This window comes from Burkholderia catarinensis, from assembly GCF_001883705.2.
Taxonomy (GTDB): Bacteria; Pseudomonadota; Gammaproteobacteria; order Burkholderiales; family Burkholderiaceae; genus Burkholderia; species Burkholderia catarinensis.
Window position 1 is genome coordinate 47,994 of the sequence record NZ_MDEQ02000028.1, and the last position, 20,713, is coordinate 68,706.

Consider the following 20,713-nt stretch of genomic DNA (forward strand, 5'->3'; position numbering starts at 1 on the left):
CGTCGCTCCCATGTGGACGGGCGCCGGCACTGCTGCGCCGGCGCCCGCTCATCCCAAGCCCGGTCGGGCGGTCGTCATGCCCGCATTAGACCAGCACGCGCTCGATCCCGCCATTGTTCGCGTGTGCGACATAATCGGCCATCCAGTTCTCGCCGAGCACCTGGCGTGCGATTTCGACCACGATGTAGTCAGCTTCGAGGTTCGCGTCCTCGCTGTAGCGCGACAGCCCCTGCAGGCACGACGGGCAGCTCGTCAGGATCTTCACGTCCGGGCCGTTCGCGGCCGCGGCGGCCGCTGCAGCCGGCCCGGGCGCATCGCCTGCCACGACCGGAATCGCGCGCAGCTTCGCGGCGCCCTTGCGGATCTCCTCTTCCTTGCGGAACCGGACCTGCGTCGAGATGTCGGGACGCGTGACCGCGAGCGTGCCCGATTCGCCGCAGCAGCGTTCGTTCTTCTCGATCTTGTAGCCGTCCTTCTCCGCGCCCATCAGCTCGTTGACGAGCTTCACCGGATCCATCGTCTTGATCGGCGTGTGGCACGGGTCGTGATACATGTAGCGCGTGCCCGCGACGCCGTCGAGCTTCATCCCCTTCTCGAGCAGGAACTCGTGGATGTCGATGATCCGGCAGCCCGGGAAGATCTTGTCGAATTCGTAGCCTGCGAGCTGGTCGTAGCAGGTGCCGCACGACACCACCACCGTCTTGATGTCGAGGTAGTTCAGCGTGTTCGCGACCCGGTGGAACAGCACGCGGTTGTCGGTGACGATCTTCTCGGCCTTGTCGTACTGCCCCGAGCCGCGCTGCGGATAGCCGCAGCACAGGTAGCCCGGCGGCAGCACCGTCTGCACGCCCGCTTCCCACAGCATCGCCTGCGTCGCGAGCCCGACCTGCGAGAACAGGCGCTCGGAGCCGCAGCCCGGGAAGTAGAACACCGCTTCCGAATCGACCGTCGTCGACTTCGGGTTGCGGATGATCGGCACGATCTTGTTGTCCTCGATGTCGAGCAGCGCGCGCGCCGTCTTCTTCGGCAGGTTGCCCGGCATCTTCTTGTTGACGAAGTGGATCACCTGCTCGACGACGGGCGGCTTGCCGACCGTCGCCGGCGGGTGCTGCGTCTGCTTCGTCACGACCTTCTTCAGCATGTCGTTCGCGAAGCGCTGCACCTTGTAGCCGACGCCCATCATCACGCCGCGCGCGACGTTGATCGTCTGCGGGTTGGTCGCGTTCAGGAAGAACATGCCCGCCGCATTGCCGGCGTTGAACTTCTTCTTGCCCATCTTGCGCAACAGGTTGCGCATGTTCATCGTGACGTCGCCGAAGTCGATCTTCACCGGGCACGGCGTCGCGCACTTGTGGCACACCGTGCAGTGGTCGGCCACGTCGTTGAACTCGTCCCAGTGCTTGATCGACACGCCGCGGCGCGTCTGTTCCTCGTACAGGAACGCCTCGACCAGCAGCGATGTCGCGAGGATCTTGTTGCGCGGGCTGTACAGCAGGTTCGCGCGCGGCACGTGGGTCGCGCACACCGGCTTGCACTTGCCGCAGCGCAGGCAGTCCTTCACCGAATCGGCGATCGCGCCGATGTCGGACTGCTTCATGATCAGCGATTCGTAGCCCATCAGCCCGAAGCTCGGCGTATAGGCGTTGCGCAGATCGGCGCCGTCGAGCAGCTTGCCCTTGTTGAAGCGGCCGTTCGGGTCGACGCGCTGCTTGTACGCGCGGAATTCGGCGATCTCGTCGTCGGTCAGGAACTCGAGCTTCGTGATGCCGATGCCGTGCTCGCCGGAGATCACGCCGTCGAGCGAACGCGCGAGCTTCATGATGCGCGCGACCGCCGCGTGGGCGTCCTGCAGCATCTCGTAGTTGTCGGAGTTGACCGGCAGGTTGGTGTGGACGTTGCCGTCGCCCGCATGCATGTGCAGCGCGACGAACACGCGGCCGCGCAGCACGCGCTTGTGGATCGCCTGCGCTTCATCGAGGATCTGCTTGAACGCACCGCCGTTGAAGATCGCGCGCAGCTCCGCGCGGATCTCCTGCTTCCACGAGATGCGCACCGTGCGGTCCTGCGTGACGTGGAACACGGTCGCGCCCGGCTGGTCGTCCGCGCGATCCGCGAACTTCTCGGCGAGCGCCTCGTAGCCGAGCTGCACGAGGTAGTGCTGCGCCTCGCGCAGCGGCTGGTCGAGCCGGTCGCGCACGAATTCCCAGCGTGCGCGCACGCGCTTGAGCAGCTCCAGCGCCTGCTGCACACGGTCTTCGAGCAGTTCGGCGCTCGGGATCTCGTTCGCGTCGTCGGTCTTGCCGAGCGGCAGGTTGCCGGCCCGGAAGAACGCTTCCAGCGCGTCGACGAGCTGCAGCTTGTTCTTCAGCGACAGCTCGATGTTGATCCGCTCGATGCCGTCGGTGTACTCGCCCATCCGGTTCAGCGGGATGACGACGTCCTCGTTGATCTTGAACGCGTTCGTGTGCTTCGCGATCGCGGCCGTGCGGCTGCGGTCGAGCCAGAAGCGCTTGCGCGCCTCCGCGCTGACCGCGACGAAGCCTTCGCCGCTCTTGCCGTTCGCCATCCGGATCACTTCGGACGTCGCCTGCGCGACCGCATCGGCATCGTCGCCGACGATGTCGCCGATCAGCACCATCTTCGGGAATGAATTGCGCTTGCTCTTGGTCGCGTAGCCGACCGCGCGCAGGTAGCGCTCGTCGAGATGCTCGAGGCCCGCGAGAATCGCGCCGCCCTGCTTCGACGTCTCGAACAGGTAGTCCTTGATCTCGACGATGCTCGGGATCGCCTCGCGCGCCTGGCCGAAGAATTCGAGGCAGACGGTGCGCGTGTTCGCGGGCATCTTGTGCAGCACCCAGCGCGCGGACGTGATGAGCCCGTCGCAGCCTTCCTTCTGCACGCCCGGCAGGCCGGCGAGGAACTTGTCGGTCACGTCCTTGCCGAGCCCTTCCTTGCGGAACCGGCGGCCTTCGATCTCGAGCATCTCGGTGCGCAGCAGCTTCTCGCCCGGCGCATACGCGCCGTCGAACCACTTCAGCTCGAAACGCGCGACCGCGATGTCGTGGATCTTGCCCTGGTTGTGCTCGTGGCGCGTGACCTCGAGCCAGTTGCCGTCCGGGTCGACCATCCGCCACCAGGCCAGGTTGTCGAGCGCGGTGCCCCACAGCACGGCCTTCTTGCCGCCCGCGTTCATCGCGACGTTGCCGCCGATGCACGACGCGTCGAGCGAGGTCGGATCGACCGCGAACACGTAGCCGGCCGCCTCGGCCGCTTCCGTCACGCGGCGCGTGACGACGCCCGCGCCGGAAAAGATCGTCGCCACCTTGTGCGCGACGCCCGGCAGTTCGGTCAGCTCGACCGCGCCGAGCTGCTCGAGCTTCTCGGTGTTGATCACCGCGGAGAACGGCGTGAGCGGCACCGCGCCGCCCGTGTAGCCGGTGCCGCCGCCGCGCGGGATCACGGTCAGGCCGAGCTCGAAGCAGGCCTTGATCAGCGCCGCGATCTCGGCTTCGGTGTCGGGCGTCAGCACGACGAACGGGTATTCGACCCGCCAGTCGGTCGCGTCGGTCACGTGCGACACGCGCGACAGCCCGTCGAAGCGGATGTTGTCCTTCTGCGTGCAGCGGCCGAGCGCCTTGGTCGCGCGGCGGCGCAGGTCGGCCAGTTTCTCGAATTCGTCGGCGAACTCGTCGACCGCGCGCTGCGCGGCGGCTTCGAGCATCTCGACGCGCGACGCACGCTCGCGGCCCGCGTCGTCGCGGTGGGTGGTGAGATCCGCGCTGCGACGCTTGCCGATCTCGGTCAGGCGGTGGTTCAGCGCCTCGATCAGCAGCGCGCGGCGCTTCGGGTTGTCGAGCAGGTCGTCCTGCAGGTACGGGTTGCGGCGCACGACCCAGATGTCGCCGAGCACTTCATACAGCATCCGTGCCGAGCGGCCCGTGCGGCGCTCGGCGCGCAGCTCGTCGAGCACCGACCACGCCTCTTCGCCGAGCAGGCGGATCACGATCTCGCGATCCGAGAAGGACGTGTAGTTGTAGGGAATCTCGCGCAACCGGGGCGCGGGGTCGGCGGCGACGGCGGCGGCCGCGCCATGCGGATCGAAAACTTGTGGTGCGTTCATGTTCGGACGACTCGGAGGGCCGATACACCGTACACGGGCGTCGGCATGCGCGTGGGCGCAATCTTGGGGAAATCTGTTCTGTTACCAGGCGCGCGGCTGTCCTTCATGGGGCCGGAGCGGGCGACTCGCCCCTCCTGGCCGGCGACAGGGCCTGGCGGCACTCGGAACCATCAGCACGATCGCGCGCGGCGCGCATGCCGTTCGGCCGCGGGGCTGGCTGCGCGCGGCGTCGGCTTCAACGGGGCGATCCGAGGGTGCCTCTGCATCTTCCGATCCTTGATTCAAAACGGAATTCTAACCCATGATCGGGCCACGCGTGACACGCCAGACAGGTCGTGGGGCTATCGCCGCAAGCCGCGCCAGGCCTGGTTCGGCGCGGTTTCGTGCGACGATTCGCCGGCCGTCCGGTCGGTAACCGTGCGGTTAAACCGGTAAAAAATGGATGCTCCGCGTCGCGAACGCGCCGCCCGCACGGCCCCGCGACCGCTCGCCCGGCATGCCGCTTGCATGCCGGTGGACCCTTGGCGCTATCATTGATCCTTTACCGTCTGCTTCCCCGCACTGCACGCGAGCGCCCATGGCATCCCACGATTACCTGAAGAAAATCCTCACCGCGCGCGTCTACGACGTCGCGCTCGAGACGGAACTCGAACCCGCCCGCAACCTGTCGGCCCGGCTGCGCAACCCCGTTTACCTGAAGCGCGAGGACAACCAGCCGGTGTTCTCGTTCAAGCTGCGCGGGGCATACAACAAGATGGCGCACATTCCGGCCGACGCGCTCGCGCGCGGCGTGATTACGGCGTCGGCCGGCAATCACGCGCAGGGCGTCGCGTTCTCGGCGGCCCGCATGGGCGTGAAGGCGGTGATCGTCGTGCCGGTCACGACGCCGCAGGTGAAAGTGGACGCGGTGCGCACGCACGGCGGCCCGGGCGTCGAGGTGATCCAGGCGGGCGAATCGTACAGCGACGCGTATGCGCACGCGGTCAAGGTGCAGCAGGAGCGCGACCTCACGTTCGTCCACCCGTTCGACGATCCGTACGTGATCGCCGGCCAGGGCACCATCGCGATGGAAATCCTGCGCCAGCACCAGGGCCCGATTCACGCGATCTTCGTGCCGATCGGCGGCGGCGGGCTCGCGTCCGGCGTCGCCGCGTACGTGAAGGCGGTGCGCCCGGAGATCAAGGTGATCGGCGTGCAGGCCGAGGATTCGTGCGCGATGGCGCAGTCGCTGAGCGCGGGCAAGCGCGTCGAACTGAGCGAGGTCGGCCTGTTCGCGGACGGCACCGCGGTGAAGCTCGTCGGCGAGGAAACCTTCCGGCTCTGCAGCGAACTCCTCGACGGCGTCGTGACGGTCGACACCGACGCGCTGTGCGCGGCGATCAAGGACGTGTTCCAGGATACGCGCAGCGTCCTCGAGCCGTCGGGCGCGCTCGCGGTCGCGGGCGCGAAACACTATGCGGAACGCGAAGGCATCGAGAACCAGACGCTCGTCGCGATCACGTCCGGCGCGAACATGAACTTCGACCGGATGCGTTTCGTCGCCGAGCGCGCGGAAGTGGGCGAGGCGCGCGAAGCCGTGTTCGCGGTCACGATCCCGGAGGAGCGCGGCAGCTTCAAGCGCTTCTGCTCGCTCGTCGGCGACCGCAACGTCACCGAGTTCAACTACCGGATCGCCGATGCGCAGTCCGCGCACATCTTCGTCGGCGTGCAGATCCGCCGCCGCGGCGAATCGGAGGAGATCGCCGCGAACTTCGAGTCGCACGGCTTCAAGACCGTCGACCTGACGCACGACGAGCTGTCGAAGGAACATATCCGCTACATGGTCGGCGGCCGCTCGCCGCTCGCGCTCGACGAGCGCCTGTTCCGCTTCGAATTCCCGGAGCGGCCGGGCGCGCTGATGAAGTTCCTGTCGTCGATGGCGCCGGACTGGAACATCAGCCTGTTCCACTACCGCAACCAGGGCGCGGACTACAGCTCGATCCTCGTCGGGCTGCAGGTGCCGCAGGGCGATCGCGCCGAATTCGAACGCTTCCTCGCGGCACTCGGCTATCCGTATGTCGAGGAGAGCGCCAACCCGGCTTACCGCCTCTTCCTGTCGTAAAGGCGTCACGCATGAATCCCGAACATTCCCCGCTCGGCAAGGCCACCGTCTACGCAGCCCAGTACGACGCGTCGCTGCTGTTCCCGATCCCGCGCGCCGGCGCGCGCGCGCAGCTCGGCATCACGTCGACGCTGCCGTTCTTCGGCACCGACATCTGGAACGCGTACGAGCTGTCGTGGCTCAACGCGCGCGGCAAGCCGCAGGTCGCGGTCGCAACGTTCTACGTGCCGGCCGAATCGCCGAACATCGTCGAATCGAAGTCGTTCAAGCTGTATCTCGGCTCGTTCGCGCAGTCGAAGTTCGACTCGATCGATGCGGTGCGCGACACGCTGAAGCGCGACGTGTCCGCATCGTGCGGCGCGAGCGTCGCCGTGCAGCTCGTGTCGGCGCACGATTTCCGCAAGCTCGAAATGGACGAACTCGACGGGCTGTCGCTCGACCGGCTCGACCTCGACACCGACGTGTACGAACCCGATCCGTCGCTGCTGTCGGCCGCCGAAAACGAAGCGCCGGTCGAGGAGACGCTCGTGTCCGACCTGCTGCGCTCGAACTGCCCGGTCACGGGCCAGCCCGACTGGGGCAGCGTGCAGATCCACTACGTCGGGCCGCAGATCGACCAAGCGGGCCTGTTGCGCTACATCATCTCGTTCCGCAACCACACGGGCTTTCACGAGCAGTGCGTCGAGCGGATCTTCCTCGACATCCTGCATGCGTGCAAACCGGTGAAGCTCGCGGTGTATGCGCGCTATACGCGCCGCGGCGGGCTCGACATCAACCCGTTCCGCACCAACTACAACCAGCCGATGCCGGACAACGCGCGCACCGCGCGGCAGTGACGGCGGCGGGCGGTCGCCGCCGGCCGTAGCGGCGTAGCGGCGAACCCCAAACGAAACAGCCCGGTCGGCTTCAACCGACCGGGCTGTTTGCTGTGCGCGGGGAAGCGCGAACGCGTTACTTCGCCGGCGCCTTGTACGCGATGCAGTCGACCTCGACCTTGCAGTCGATGACCATGCTCGACTGCACGCACGCACGTGCCGGCGGATGCTCGCCGAAGTACGAAATGAACACCTTGTTGAACGACGCGAAATCACGCGCGTCGTCGAGCCACACGCCGCAGCGCACGACGTGCTCCAGGCCGTAGCCGGCTTCCTTCAGGATCGCGATCACGTTCTCGATCGTCTGCTTCGACTGCGTGACGATCCCGCCTTCGACGACCTCGCCGTTCACCATCGGCGTCTGGCCCGACACGTACAGCCAGCCGTCGGCCTCGACCGCACGCGCGAACGGCATGACCTGACCGCCGGTCCCCTTCGCTTCGCCTACGCCATATCGCTTCATCGTTTCACTCCTTGTTTTGTCGACCCGGGCAGGCGCTTCGGCACTGACCCGGATCCCATGCAACGCACGGTTGCGGATGCGCGCGCCTGCAGCGGCACACGCGGAAGATCGGAACAAGAACCGCGTTCAGAACGCGGCGTCGGCACTCGCCGGCACGCGCTCGCCGCGCGCAACGAAACCGCCGGCGCGCTCGCCGGTCGGCTGGCCGTTCTCGTAGGTCAGCACGCCGTTCACCCACACGGCGTCGATCCCGTGCGCGGGCTGCTGCGGCTTCTCGAACGTCGCGGCGTCGAGCACGCGCGCCGGGTCGAACAGCACGAGATCGGCGTGATAGCCCACATGCACCTCGCCGCGCCGCGCGATCCCGTAGCGGCGCGCGGACAGCGACGTCATCTTGCGGATCGCCTCCTCGAGCGGCAGCAGGTTCGTGTCGCGCACGTAATGGCCGAGCACGCGCGGGAACGCGCCCCACAGCCGCGGGTGCGGCAGCGGATCGTTCGGCAGGCCGTCCGAGCCGACCATCGTCGCGGGGTGCGACAGGATCCGGCGCACGTCGTCCTCGGACATGTTGTGGTACACGGCGCCCGCCGGGCGGATGCGCTGCGCGGCCTCCTGCTCGGTCACGCCCCAGTCGGCCGCGATCGCCTTCAGCAGCTTGCCCGCGACTTCCGGATGCGGCTCCGACCACGTGATCGTGATGTCGATGTCGCCCGTCACCTGCTTCAGGTCGAGCGTCGACGAGCTGCGGCTGTACGGATAGCAGTCGCAGCCGACCGGCTGGTAGCGGCGCGCGCCGTCGAGCGACGCGAGCACTTCGGTGCTGCGCCCCCAGTTCGACGGGCCCGCGCACTTCAGGTGCGAGATCACGACCGGCACCTGCGCATGGCGGCCGACGCGATACGCCTCGTCCATCGCATCGAGAATCGCGTCGAATTCGGTGCGCATGTGCGTCGTGTACAGCGCGCCCGCGTTCGCGAGCGGCTCGGCGAGCGCCATCACTTCCTCGGCCGGCGCCGCGAACGCGGAGCCGTATGCGAGCCCCGACGACAGGCCGAGCGCGCCGTTCGCCAGCGCCTCCTCGAGCTGTGCGCGCATCCCGGCGATCTCGCCGTCGGTCGCCGCGCGGTCGAGGCGGTCCATCTGGTTGTTGCGCAGCGCCGTGTGGCCGACGAGCGCCGCAACGTTCACGGCCGGACGCGCGTCGTTCACGGCCGCGACGTAGTCGGCGAAGGTCGGGTACAGGAACGCGCCGCGCTCGCCGAGCAGGTTCATCGGATCGGGCGGATCGCCGGCGAGCGTCACCGGCGACGCGCTGATCCCGCAGTTGCCGACGATCACGGTCGTCACGCCCTGCGAGATCTTCGGCAGCATCTGCGGCGCGCGGATCACGTGCGTGTCGTCGTGCGTGTGCACGTCGACGAAGCCCGGCGCGAGCGCGCGGCCGTTCGCATCGACGACAGTCTCGGCGAGCCAGTTCGACAGGTTGCCGATCGCCGCGATCACGCCGTTGCGAATCGCGACGTCGCGCGTGACGGGCGGCGCGCCGGTACCGTCGTAAAGCTGCGCGCCGACGATCAGCGTATCGGCGGCTTCGGGATGCGAATGCATGGTCAGTCTCCTACCGGTTGACGGTCTCCGCCGCCGCGATGCGCATCGAGCGCATGCTTGATGCGGCGCAACGATTCTCGGCCCGCATCGCCGAGCCGCAGCGCGACTCCGGTGACGAGCACGTCGATCGCCATCATCATCGCGTAACGCGATGTCGACGGCTTGTAAATGAAATCGGTTTCGAACGCGACGACCGGGATCAGGTGGTCGGCCAGCTTCGCGAGCGGGGAAGCCGGCGCGGTGATCGCGATCACCTTCGCGCCGTAGCGCTTCGCGAGCCGGCAGCTCTCGAGCAGCTCGGGCACGCGTCCGCTCACCGACAGCGCGACGACGACGGCGTCGCGCGACAGCGTCGCCGACACCATCCGCTGCAGCAGGCTGTCCTGGTAGCTCGCGACCGGCCGGCCGAAGCGCACGAGCCGGAAGCGCAGCTCGTCGGCGAGCGCGGTCGAGCCGCCGCCCTGCCCGTACACATAGATCATCTTCGCACCGGCGAGCAGGTCGGCCGCCGCATCGAACGACGTGTTGCGCAGCAACTGGTGGTTGTGCGCGAGCGCCACGCGGATCTCGTCGTAGACCATCGACGCGGGGCTCGCGTCGCCGGCCGGCGCATCGTCGGACGGCACGAGAAAGCGCTGGCCGACGGCCGCCGCCTGCGCGACGAGCACCTTCAGTTCGCGCACGTCGCGGCAGCCGACAGCCTTCGCGAAACGCGTGACCGTCGCGACGCTGACCTCCGCGTCGCGCGCGAGCGCGCCGATGCTCGCATGCGCGGCACGCGCCAGATCGGCGAGGATGAACGCGGCGACCTTGCGCTCGGCTTCGCGCAGCTCGGGCGCGCATTCGGCGATCCGCGCGACGATGTCGAGGACCGGCGGAGCGGCCGGAGCCGGATGGGGCTCGGCCGCGAGCGGAGCGGACGGGGTGGCGGGCGTATTCATCTGCGGAAAAAGGGTGTGGCACCTGATGTTACTAAATAACATCACCGCGCCGATGCTACTTTCTGTACCATCGGCGTGTCAACTTCAGTGCAATGTATAGTAATGATGGAGCGGGATGACATGAAAGTTACAAACTATCAGGAAGCGACGATCGATCCGTTCGGCAAGGGTCTCGGCAATCTGCCGAGCGCAAGCGTGCCGCTCGGCGACGCGGGCCGCCTCGAGTGGAACCTGCTCGCGGAAGACGTCAGCCTGCCGGCCGCCGTGCTTTACGAGGATCGCATCGAACACAACCTGAACTGGATGCAGGCATTCGTCCAGCAGTATGGCGTCAAGTTCGCGCCGCACGGCAAGACGACGATGGCGCCGCAACTGTTCCGCCGCCAGCTCGACGCGGGCGCATGGGGCATCACGCTCGCGACCGCGCACCAGGCGCAGGCCGCGTATCACGGCGGCGTGCGGCGCGTGCTGCTCGCGAACCAGCTCGTCGGCCGCCAGAACATGACGATCATCGCCGGGCTGCTGTCCGATCCCGACTTCGAATTCTTCTGTCTCGTCGATTCCGCCGAGAGCGTCGACCAGCTCGGCCGCTTCTTCGGCGCGCTGAAGAAGCCGCTGAACGTGCTGCTCGAGCTCGGCGTGCCGGGCGGCCGCGCGGGCGTGCGCGATGCCGCGCAGCGCGAGGCCGTGCTGGCCGCGCTCGCGCGCTATCCCGACACGCTGAAGCTGGCCGGCATCGAACTCTATGAAGGCGTGCTGAAGGAGGAAGGCGAGATCCGCGCGTTCCTGCAGGACGCGGTCGCGCTCACGCGCGAGCTGGCCGAAGCGGGCCGCTTCGCGCGCACGCCGGCGATCCTGTCCGGCGCCGGTTCGGCGTGGTACGACGTGGTCGCGGAAGAATTCGCGAAGGCGTCCGACGCGGGCTTCGCGGAAGTCGTGCTGCGTCCGGGCTGCTACCTGACGCACGATGTCGGCATCTACAAGAAGGCGCAGACCGACGTGTTCGCACGCAACCCGATCGCCCGCACGATGGGCGAAGGGCTGCTGCCCGCGCTGCAGCTGTGGGCGTACGTGCAGTCGGTGCCGGAGCAGAATCGCGCGATCGTCGCGCTCGGCAAGCGCGACGCGGCGTTCGACGCGGGCCTGCCTGAGCCGGCGCGCCACTTCCGCCCGGGCCGCGACAGCGCGCCGCGCGACGTCGCCGCCGCCGAAGGCTGGGCCGTTACCGGGATGATGGACCAGCACGCGTACCTGCAGATCCCGCCGGGCGCGGACGTGAAGGTCGGCGACATGGTCGCGTTCGACATCTCGCACCCGTGCCTGACGTTCGACAAGTGGCGCCAGGTGCTCGTACTCGATCCGCAGTTCCGCGTGACGGAAGTGGTCGAAACCTTCTTCTGACGCGCGTTGCGCGCGCCGCCCCGCCGCTCGCGCGGGGCGGCCGTCACGCGCGCTTCAATCTGCCGGAGTACACTGCGCTTTCGTCCTCGGGGCCTCTTCGCGGTCGTTGCGCTTGCCTGCCGCGCACGGCGCGAACGGGCCCTCAACGCCGCTTCACTGGAGAAAGCCATGGCCGCGAAGAAGATCCTGTTCCTGACCGGTGATTTCGCCGAAGACTACGAAACGATGGTGCCGTTCCAGGCGCTGCAGGCCGTCGGCCACCACGTCGACGCAGTCTGCCCGGGCAAGCGCGCGGGCGACAAGATCAAGACCGCGATCCACGATTTCGAGGGCGACCAGACCTACACCGAGAAGCCCGGCCACCAGTTCACCCTCAATGCGGCGTTCGACGACGTCGACGAGACGCGCTACGACGCGCTCGCGATCGCCGGCGGCCGCGCCCCCGAATACCTGCGGCTCGACCCGAAGGTGATCGCGCTCGTGCGCGCGTTCGCCGAGGCCGGCAAGCCGATCGCCGCGATCTGCCACGCGGCGCAACTGCTCGCGGCCGCCGACGTGATCCGCGGCAAGCGCATCTCGGCCTACCCGGCCTGCGCGCCCGAGGTGAAGCTCGCGGGCGGCGAATACGCGGACATCCCGGTCGACGCGGCCGTGACCGACGCGCCGTTCGTCACCGCGCCCGCGTGGCCCGCGCATCCGGCCTGGCTCGCGCAGTTCCTCGTGCTGCTGGGAACGCGCATCGAGCTGTGAATGAAGTTGAAATGAGATGAAGTGAAACGCCGGGCGGCTGCGGGTTCGTGCGACCCGCGTGCCGCACCGGTCGCGATCGGCCGACGCGTGCGCTCCGTCGCGCTGCTTCCCGCCCTGCTCTTCAGTGCGATGCCGGCGTCGAGCCGACGTCCGCGATCCGCGATTCCAGCATCGCCAGCGCGCCCGACAGTGCGCTCAGCACGTCGTCCGGCAATTGCGCCATCGTCTGATCGAGAAACGCCTTGCGGCGCGGCAGGCACGCGTCGAACGCGGCACGGCCGTCGTCCGTCAGCGTCACATTGGTCACGCGATTGTCGCGAGCATCGGATTCGCGCTCGATCCAGCCGAGCGCGTCGAGCGATTTCAGCTGGCGCGTGAGCGCGCCCGGATCGATGCGCAGCACCTCGACGAGCTTCTTCTGCGACGAATGCCCGCCCATCGTGTGCAGCGCGACCATGATGCGCCAGCGCGGCATCGGCTGCCCGACGTGCGTTTCGAATGCGCTCATGAACGCGCGATACGTGCGTCCGAATTGCTGCAAGATCGCGACGCGGTCCTGTTCTTCCATGCGCTGATTTCGTTTCCGGTAAATCGTTGAATCATTGAATCGTTCAGTCGGCCGCGACGTGCGGCTCAAGCTTGCGCCGCAACGCGATCGGCGGCACGCGGCGGCACTGCCACACCGACACCACGGCGATGACGGCCGCCATCGCGACGCCCAGGTGAATCGCGCCGACGAGCGATTCGCGGGCCGCTTCCAGCAGCAGCGCGCCATTATGCCCGGCACGCGTGAGCTCGGCGACGAGACCGCCCTGCGCCGCGCGATCGATCAGGATCTGCGGATCGGCGAGCCGCGCATGCCACTGCATCGCATGGTCGGCCGCCAGCGCATCGCGCACGCCGCCCGAATACATCTGGTTCACGAGCGTGCCCGTCAATGCCGTGCCGATCATCCCGCCGACCATCCGCAGCGACTGCAGCAGCGCCGTCGCGATGCCGAGGTGCTCGCGGCCGGCCGTCTGCTGAGCGAACACGGTGAGATTCGGCAGCACGAAGCCGAGCCCGATGCCGCCGGCGACCATCAACGCCATCAGCATCCAGGTCGGCGTCGTGTGCGTCGACACGACGATGCCCGCGCACGTGATCGCGAACAGCACGAAGCCGACGTGCAGCATCGCGTTCGGATTGCGGATGCGCGTGACGACACGGCCGTTCATGATGCTGCCGATCGTAATGAACACGACGAGCGGCGTGATCACGAGCCCCGCCTCCTTCGGCGACATCCCGAAACCGCCCTGGAACAGCAGCGGCGCGTAGAACAGCAGCGAGAACATCGAGAAACCGGCGAGGATCGCGAGCACGAAAAGCGCCGACAGCGCGCGGTTGCCGAACATGTCGAACGGCAGGATCGGCTGCGCGCAGCGCTTCTCCCAGTGCCACAGGCCGAAGCCGGCCGCGAGCGCGACGACGAGCAGCAGCGACGCCCAGCTCGCGACGCCGTACTTCGGCAACCATTCGACAAAGAGTTGCAGCGCGCCGAGCGACAGCGCGATCAGCAGCGCGCCCGGCCAGTCGAGCCGCATCTTGCGGTCGTGCTCGACATGGCGCAGGTGCGGCAGGTAGCGCCACACGAACAGCAGCGACAGCAGGCCGACCGGCAGGTTCACGTAGAACACCGAACGCCAGCCGAACGACTGGGTCAACACGCCGCCGAGCGACGGGCCGACCGCGTTCGCGATGCCGAACGCGGAGCTCATCAGCACCTGCCAGCGCAACCGCACGACGGAATCGGGAAACAGGTCGGGAATGCATGCGAACGCGGTGCCGACCAGCATCCCGCCGCCGATCCCCTGCAGCCCGCGCGCGAGCACGAGATACAGCATGTCGTTGGCCATCCCGCACAGCACGGATGCGCCGGTGAACACGACGATCGACACGATGACGAACGGCTTGCGGCCGTAATAGTCGCCGAGGCGGCCGAAGATCGGCACCGTGATCACGGAACTGAGCAGGTACGAGGTCGCGACCCATGCGTACAGGTCGAAGCCCCGGAGCTCGGCGACGATGGTCGGCAGCGCGGTGCCGACGACGGTCTGGTCGAGCGCGACGAGCATGGTGACAAACGAGATCCCGATCATCGCCAGCAGCGATTCGCGGAACGGCAGGACTTGCCCGCTCGAATGGTGGGCGGCAGTATGGACGGCCATTTTTTGTCGATGCAACTTTTGACGGGTCAAACAATCTCAAAATTCTAGCATGCCGGAGTAATCTAGGCTGGCGCAGGTCAACCGGCTCCGGCCGCCAAGGAGAAAGATGGAACCGATTTCAATCACCCCCGCGACCACGCTGTCGCAGGAGGATCGGGACGCGCTGTGGCGCGCGAAGCAGGTGCTGGAAAGCCCGTCGCTGACGATGAAGCTGACGGGCATGCTCGGCGCGCCGGTCGAGAAAATGATCGCCCGGCTGCCGGATTTCGCGACCGGCAAGATCAACGATGCGACGCAGCTCGCGCTGCGCAAGTGCCTGAACATCGCGCTGCGCACGCTCGGCAAGCCGCCGGCGCCGGACGCCGAGCCCGACAAGCCGAGCAACCTGCTGCACAAGCTTGCGGTCGCAACGACCGGCGCGGCGGGCGGCGCGTTCGGCTTTCTCGCGCTGCCGGTCGAGCTGCCGGTGACGACCACGCTGATCTTCCGCTCGGTGTGCGACATCGCGCGCAGCGAAGGCGAGGACCTGGCGTCGGTCGATACGCAACTGCAATGCCTGGCGGTGCTCGGCATGGGCGGCAACCCGGACAAGCAGGAAGAGGACGCCGATCTCGGCTATTTCGTGCTGCGCGGCGCGCTCGCGCAGACGATTTCGAAGGCGTCGTCCGACATCACGACGAAGGGCATCGCCGCGCACAGCTCGGCGGCCGTGTTCAAGCTCGTGCAGACGGTGGCGTCGCGCTTCTCGGTGCAGGTGACCGAGCAGATGGCCGCGAAGTCGATTCCGGCGATCGGCGCCGTGCTCGGCGCGACCGTCAATACGCTGTTCATCGACCACTTCCAGCAGATGGCGCACGGCCATTTCACCGTGCGCCGGCTCGAGCGCAAGTACGGCTCGGTGGCCGTCAAGGCCGCCTATCAGGCGATCGACGGCTCGCCGACGCGCTGAACCGCACGTTCGACCGCGACGCGGCGCAGGAACGCGGCCGCGCGGTCGAGCGCGTCGCGCGCTTCCGGCACCATCGGCGCGTATAGCTGCCACACGTGCGGCATGTCCGGCCACACCTCGATCTCCACCGGCACGCCGGCCGCCTGCGCCTTCTCGGCGACGCGGCGCGAATCGTCGAGCAGCACCTCGGTGCTGCCGACCTGGATGTACAGCGGCGGCAGGCCCGCGAAATCCGCATAGAGCGGCGACGCGTACGGATTCGTCGCCGGCTCGTCGCCGAGATACAGCTTCGCGGCCTTCGGCAGCGCCGCGCCGGCGAACATCGGATCGGCGCCGTCGTTCGTGCGCAGCGTGGCGCCGGTGGCCGCCAGGTCGGTCCACGGCGAGAACAGGATCGCGCCGGCCGGCAGCGGCTCGCCACGGTCGCGCAGCGCGACGAGCGTCGCGAGCGCAAGGCCGCCGCCCGCCGAATCGCCGCCGAGCACGATCGACTCGGGCGGCGTGCCGAGCGCGAGCAGTTGCCGGTACGCGGCCAGCGCATCGTCGAGCGCGGCCGGGAAGCGGTTTTCGGGCGCGAGCCGGTAGTCGAGCGAGAACGAGCGCACGCCCGCGCGCTTCGTCAGGCCGAACACGAGCGGCCGATGGGTCTTCGTCGAACAGAAGTAGTAGCCGCCGCCGTGGAAGTACAGCAGCGTGCGGCCAGCGCCGCGACCCGCGCCCGCATCGGTGCGTTCGAGCCATTCGCCGCGCAACGGCGCGTCGCCCGCGCCGTAGCATTCGCGCAGCCGGTAGCCCGACGGCGCACGGCGCGGCACAACCATCCGCAGGTCGGTAAAGCGCCGGGCGCGCGCGGGGTCGAGCACCTCGCGCGTGGTCTCGGGACGAAACTGCCAGCGCAGCAGCCAGCACGCGAACTTGCTTTGCCAACTCATCGGACGCACTCCGTAATCACAGTGTGACGATGGTACGTGCGATCGTTCCCGCGCCGCTCGACAGGTGCCTCTACATCAAACGCCGGCGCTCAGCTCGCCGGCATCAACTGGCCGCGGATTTCGCCGGACGGGTGCTCCTTCGTATGGACGTTGAAATACCACTTGCCGCCCATCAGGTCGGTGACCTGCGCGTCGGTGAGCGCCTTCGAACCCTTGATCGGGCTCGCCAGCTCGTCCTTCGGAATCGGCACCTGCACGCCCGCGTTCTGGCCGACCGGCGCGGGCCCGTGGAAATGCGCGGCGATGGCCGGCCCCGTGAGGCGTTCGTAAGTCGCCGTCCACTGCAGCATGTGCGTGGCCGTGTCGTAGGTGGCGTCGACGGCGCCCGAACCTTTGGTCGCCGTCGGCGGCACTTCGCTCGACGGCTGGAGATTGGCGGACAGGCGCACCGTTTCGGCGGCGGCGCTGCCGGCGGCCAGCACGCCCGCGAGTAACGCGACCTGGAGCAAACGCAGCTTGAGCATAGGCTCTCCTTGTACGACGTTGTACGCCGCCCGAACGGGGGGCGCCACACATGATGGTAGTCGATCGCCGCCGATCCGGGAGTCCGCCGAACGGCCATGCAGCGAATCGCCGCACCGCCCGCCGCGTCGGTCTGCGTCAACCTGGAACAGACCTTTGCAGCCTGACGGCTGAATCCGCGCGCGGCCTTTCGCTACACTTCGTCTCACAGTTGCTTGTTTCCTTCGTCCGAAGGAGTCTGCGAGTATTCACGCGGCCACCCGGCCGCGTTTTTTTTGCGTGCGCCGCCGGATCCGGTTCATGCCGTATCGAGCATGGCGAAGCGATCACGCTGCTTCGCATCACGCGCGATAGCCAGGATCGATCCGATCGACGATGCGCTGCAACGCATCGAATGCGTCCTGCCCCGCGCCATGCTTCGGATCGAAATTCAGCGAATCGCGCACGCACGCTTCGAGCACGGGCGGTGCGATCGGCAGCGCGTCGCCAATCGCGTGCGTGGCGACCTGCACCTCGCACGCGCGATTGAGCAGCCACATCAGAGAGAACGTCTGTGCAAGCGTCGCGCCGATCGTCACGGGCCCGTGGTTGCGCAACAGCAGCACGGGCCGCCCGCCGGCGCTCTCGACGATGCGCCGCCCCTCTTCGAGATGCACGGTGATGCCCTCGAAGTCGTGATACGCGACCTTCCCGTACAACTGCGCCGAATAGAAATTCGAGAACGACAGCCCGTCGCGGGAACAGCACACGGCCATCGCGGGCGTCGTGTGCACGTGCATCACGCAGTGCGCATCGGGCAGCGCCGCATGGATCGCGCTGTGGAACGTGAAGCCGGCCGGATTGATCGGCCAGTCGGAATGACCGATCACGTTGCCGTCGATGTCGATCTTCACGAGGTTCGACGCGCACACCTCGCGGTAATGGAGCCCGAACGGGTTGATCAGGAAATGCCCGTCCTCGCCCGGCACGCGCAGCGAGATATGGTTGTAGATCAATTCGGTCCAGCCGAGGTAGTCGAAGATGCGATAGGCCGCCGCGAGCTGCACGCGCGCCTGCCATTCGGCTTCGGAGAAGCGGGCGGGACGCGTGAACGGCTGGTTCGGTACACGTTGCATGGGGAACTCCGGTTGCGGGTGGGCGCGGCGCGCGTGGCGCGAGCCGCCCGGCGGCATCGCCACGCTGCCATGATCGTTGCGCACACAACCATATCACCTTCCCCGCGCCCGAGTAACGCGGGTTTAGCCGGAGCGTTTCCGTCCCCTTAAAGCTGGTCGTCGACCGGCAGCAGCATGAAGATGCCGGTCATCAGGTTGCGCAGCAGCCCCGCGTGCGGATCGACGTGATAGGTGGTCGGCTGGCCGTTGTCGGTGCCCGTCCATTCGAGTTCGGGCGTGCCGCCGCCCGCCGGCGTCACGAGGCTCACGCGATAGCTTTCGTCCGGCTGCGTCGCGCGCGCGAAGATCGTCGCCGCCTGCTGCGCGAGCGCCGGGCTGTGGATCACGAGGGCCAGTTCGGTATTCAGGTGCGCGGAGCGCGGATCGAGGTTCAACGAGCCGATCACGAGGATCGCCCGGTCGATCACGTACGCCTTCGCGTGCAGGCTCGCCCGCGAGCGCGACCCGAACAGGCGCGCGCTCGGCCGGCCCGGCTGCGCCTTGAATTCGTACAGCTCGACGCCGTGCTGCAGCAGCGGCACGCGGTACGGCCCGTAGCCGGCCTGCACGGCGACCGCGTCGGTCGCGGCGAGCGAATTCGTCAGGATCGCGACGCGCACGCCGCGCGCGCTCGTGTCGCCGAGAATCTTCACGCCCGCGTCGTGCGGCACGAAGTACGGCGAGAACGCGAGGAATTCCTGCTGCGCGCCGCGTACCAGCTCGGCGAGGCGCCGCATCGGCGGGCTCACGTACGCGTCGGTCGGCTGCGCGACCTTGTCGGGCGCGTCGGCCTCGAACTCGGCCGGCGCCCACACGAGCCCGAGCTCGTCGCGCGCGATCTGCTGCGCGAGCGGCGTTGCGTTCAGCGGCTTCGCGTTGTACGGATCGGCGTTCTTGCGCCAGTGGTCGCGCAGCTCGTCGCGCATCGCATCGAGATCCTTCGGATCGAACGACTGGTGATTCAGCACGCGTAGCGGATAGCTGCTCGCGCTCGACCAGTAGGTGTCGAAGCTCGCCGAGATGTCGTTCGTCACGGCGCCCGCCGCGAGCACGTCGAGATCGCGGAACTGCAGCGTCGGGCTCGCGCTGAAATATTCGTCGCCGAGATTGCGGCCGCCGACGATCGCGAGCTGGTTGTCCGCGATCATCGCCTTGTTGTGCATCCGGCGCGTGAAGCTGTCGATGCGCGTGAAGAAATCGGCCGTGCGCTCGACCATGCGCTGCGACGCGCCGAACGGATTGAACACGCGGATCTCGATGTTCGGGTGCGTGTTCAGCGCGGCCATGATGCGATCGATGTCGCGGAAGTTCAGGTCATCGACCAGCATTCGCACGCGCACCCCGCGATCGGCCGCGTACAGGGCCGCGGCAAGCAGCAGCTTGCCCGTCGTGTCCTCGGTCGCGATGTAGTACTGCATGTCGAGCGTCTTCGTCGCGGCGCGCGCGAGCGCGATGCGCATCTGCAGCGCCTCGGCACCGTCGGCCAGCAGCCGGAAGCCCGACTGGCCCGGATGCGCGGCCTCGGGTGCGGCCAGCGCGTTGCGTAGCGGCGTCGCGGTATCGGGCGGCAGCGCATGGGAAACCGGGCGATCGAGCGTCGTGGCGGGCGGATGCGTCGCGCAGGCGGCGACGAGCGACAGCAGCGCGCACACGGCCAGCGCGCGGGCCGGGCGGCTCACGGCGCGCCACGACAGCGCGGCCGGCACGCGCCGGATCAGAAACGTGAGCACGGAAGCTTCCTCGACAGGCGGGTCAAAGGGTCCGCACTCGCCGCGGCGCGCGGCTGACGGGCGGTTCCAGCCGATTCTAGTAGGCGCCCGACGAACCGGTCAATCGCGCGGGCGGCACGGCCAGCGGCAGGGCGTCAATGTCCCGCCGCAGCGCATTCGCCCGCCGGACGGGCCACGCAACGAACTGGTCCGACCAATCTCATCGCGCATCGCCGCTGCGCTCGAAATGGCTGCGCACGTAGTCGATATGCGCCTGCATCGCGGTGCGCGCCTCTTCGGGCCGGTGCGCGCAAATCGCGTCGCACACGACGCGGTGCTGCAGCAACAGCAGCTCGGACGCCTGCTCGTCCCCCATCGTCATCCCGGCCACGTTGATCGAGATGTGCTCGCGCAACATCCCGATCACGCTGGTATGCAGGTGCAGGAACATCGTGTTGTGCGACGCGAGCGCGATCGCCTCGTGCAGCTTCGCGTCGGTCGCGGCTTCGACGGCCGCGGCGCCGTTCGCGTGCGCGGTTTCGAGTTCGCGCAGCAGCGTACGGATCCGGCGCCGGTCGGTCGCGTCGGCCCGCAGCGCGGCGAAATACGCGGTCGCGCCTTCGAGCACGCGGCGGAATTCGAGGATGTCGTCGCGCAGCGCCGGATGATCGGCGACCAGCTGGCCCCACGGCGACGCGATGCCCGCGCGCAACTGTTCCGTCACGTAGACGCCCGCACCGCGCCGGCTCTGCAGCAGCCCGCGCGCGACGAGCCGCTGGGTCGCCTCGCGCACCGTATTGCGTGCGACGCCGTACTCCTGCGCGAGCACGCGCTCGGCCGGCAGCCGCGCGCCGGCCGGCCAGGTGCCGTCGAGCAGCGCCGTCTCGATCTTGCGCATCACTACTTCGGTCCGGCCCCGCGCCGTCATCGCTGCCATCGTCGTGCCCCTCTCCGGAATGCCCGTCGCGCCGATTGGCCCAA

General features: G+C 68.1%; 16 protein-coding genes. 5 read left to right on the plus strand and 11 right to left on the minus strand.

Features of this window, described 5'->3' with window-relative positions; translation table 11 throughout:
- Nucleotides 1-85: 85 nt before the first annotated feature.
- Nucleotides 86-4,120: a DUF3683 domain-containing protein gene (locus BFF94_RS31370; RefSeq protein WP_128850213.1), complete on the minus strand. Its 4,035-nt coding sequence runs from the start codon at nt 4,118-4,120 to the stop codon at nt 86-88.
- A 577-nt stretch (nt 4,121-4,697) separates the two neighbouring features.
- Between BFF94_RS31370 and ilvA the strand changes: the two genes are divergently transcribed.
- Both ilvA and queF read left to right on the plus strand, forming a co-directional pair.
- Entirely contained in the window at nt 4,698-6,221 is a 1,524-nt protein-coding gene (ilvA, locus tag BFF94_RS31375; RefSeq protein WP_128850215.1) for a threonine ammonia-lyase, biosynthetic, read from the plus strand.
- A gap of 11 nt (nt 6,222-6,232) precedes the next feature.
- Nucleotides 6,233-7,057, plus strand: coding sequence for an NADPH-dependent 7-cyano-7-deazaguanine reductase QueF (queF, locus tag BFF94_RS31380; protein ID WP_128850217.1), 825 nt, complete (start codon nt 6,233-6,235; stop codon nt 7,055-7,057).
- A 115-nt stretch (nt 7,058-7,172) separates the two neighbouring features.
- Here the strand turns inward: queF and BFF94_RS31385 are convergent, their stop codons facing one another.
- The 3 genes from BFF94_RS31385 to BFF94_RS31395 all read right to left on the minus strand — a co-directional run bounded on the left by BFF94_RS31385 (nt 7,173) and on the right by BFF94_RS31395 (nt 10,108).
- Complete coding sequence (locus tag BFF94_RS31385; RefSeq protein WP_011353171.1) at nt 7,173-7,559, minus strand: RidA family protein; 387 nt, start codon at nt 7,557-7,559, stop codon at nt 7,173-7,175.
- Nucleotides 7,560-7,685: 126 nt separating this feature from the next.
- Complete coding sequence (locus BFF94_RS31390; protein WP_128850219.1) at nt 7,686-9,167, minus strand: N-acyl-D-amino-acid deacylase family protein; 1,482 nt, start codon at nt 9,165-9,167, stop codon at nt 7,686-7,688.
- A 2-nt stretch (nt 9,168-9,169) separates the two neighbouring features.
- Nucleotides 9,170-10,108: a MurR/RpiR family transcriptional regulator gene (locus tag BFF94_RS31395; protein ID WP_128850221.1), complete on the minus strand. Its 939-nt coding sequence runs from the start codon at nt 10,106-10,108 to the stop codon at nt 9,170-9,172.
- A gap of 120 nt (nt 10,109-10,228) precedes the next feature.
- Between BFF94_RS31395 and BFF94_RS31400 the strand changes: the two genes are divergently transcribed.
- Complete coding sequence (locus BFF94_RS31400) at nt 10,229-11,509, plus strand: amino acid deaminase (protein WP_128850223.1); 1,281 nt, start codon at nt 10,229-10,231, stop codon at nt 11,507-11,509.
- Nucleotides 11,510-11,677: 168 nt separating this feature from the next.
- A complete protein-coding gene (locus tag BFF94_RS31405) occupies nt 11,678-12,259 on the plus strand; it encodes a DJ-1/PfpI family protein (RefSeq protein ID WP_219140208.1) in 582 nt (193 codons plus the stop codon).
- Between the two features lie 121 nt (nt 12,260-12,380).
- Here the strand turns inward: BFF94_RS31405 and BFF94_RS31410 are convergent, their stop codons facing one another.
- Nucleotides 12,381-12,827 carry a MarR family winged helix-turn-helix transcriptional regulator gene (locus tag BFF94_RS31410; protein WP_128850227.1) on the minus strand — a complete coding sequence of 149 codons (447 nt, stop codon included), beginning with the start codon at nt 12,825-12,827 and terminating at the stop codon, nt 12,381-12,383.
- Between the two features lie 43 nt (nt 12,828-12,870).
- Complete coding sequence (locus tag BFF94_RS31415) at nt 12,871-14,466, minus strand: MDR family MFS transporter (RefSeq protein WP_128850229.1); 1,596 nt, start codon at nt 14,464-14,466, stop codon at nt 12,871-12,873.
- A gap of 106 nt (nt 14,467-14,572) precedes the next feature.
- Here BFF94_RS31415 and BFF94_RS31420 point away from each other — a divergent pair, with 106 nt between their 5' ends.
- Nucleotides 14,573-15,415 carry an EcsC family protein gene (locus tag BFF94_RS31420; RefSeq protein WP_128850231.1) on the plus strand — a complete coding sequence of 281 codons (843 nt, stop codon included), beginning with the start codon at nt 14,573-14,575 and terminating at the stop codon, nt 15,413-15,415.
- On the opposite strand, the gene BFF94_RS31425 is transcribed toward BFF94_RS31420, so the two are convergent.
- The 5 genes from BFF94_RS31425 to BFF94_RS31445 form a co-directional block, all read right to left on the minus strand.
- Nucleotides 15,385-16,347: an alpha/beta hydrolase gene (locus BFF94_RS31425; RefSeq protein WP_219140209.1), complete on the minus strand. Its 963-nt coding sequence runs from the start codon at nt 16,345-16,347 to the stop codon at nt 15,385-15,387. The genes BFF94_RS31420 and BFF94_RS31425 overlap by 31 nt on opposite strands.
- Nucleotides 16,348-16,436: 89 nt before the next feature.
- Nucleotides 16,437-16,871: a CHRD domain-containing protein gene (locus tag BFF94_RS31430; RefSeq protein WP_128850233.1), complete on the minus strand. Its 435-nt coding sequence runs from the start codon at nt 16,869-16,871 to the stop codon at nt 16,437-16,439.
- Nucleotides 16,872-17,210: 339 nt separating this feature from the next.
- Complete coding sequence (locus BFF94_RS31435; protein WP_128850235.1) at nt 17,211-17,984, minus strand: class II aldolase/adducin family protein; 774 nt, start codon at nt 17,982-17,984, stop codon at nt 17,211-17,213.
- A gap of 146 nt (nt 17,985-18,130) precedes the next feature.
- Entirely contained in the window at nt 18,131-19,753 is a 1,623-nt protein-coding gene (locus BFF94_RS31440) for a phospholipase D family protein (protein WP_219140210.1), read from the minus strand.
- Between the two features lie 199 nt (nt 19,754-19,952).
- Nucleotides 19,953-20,669, minus strand: a complete 717-nt coding sequence (locus BFF94_RS31445) for a FadR/GntR family transcriptional regulator (RefSeq protein ID WP_128850237.1) — start codon at nt 20,667-20,669, stop codon at nt 19,953-19,955.
- Nucleotides 20,670-20,713: the final 44 nt, after the last annotated feature.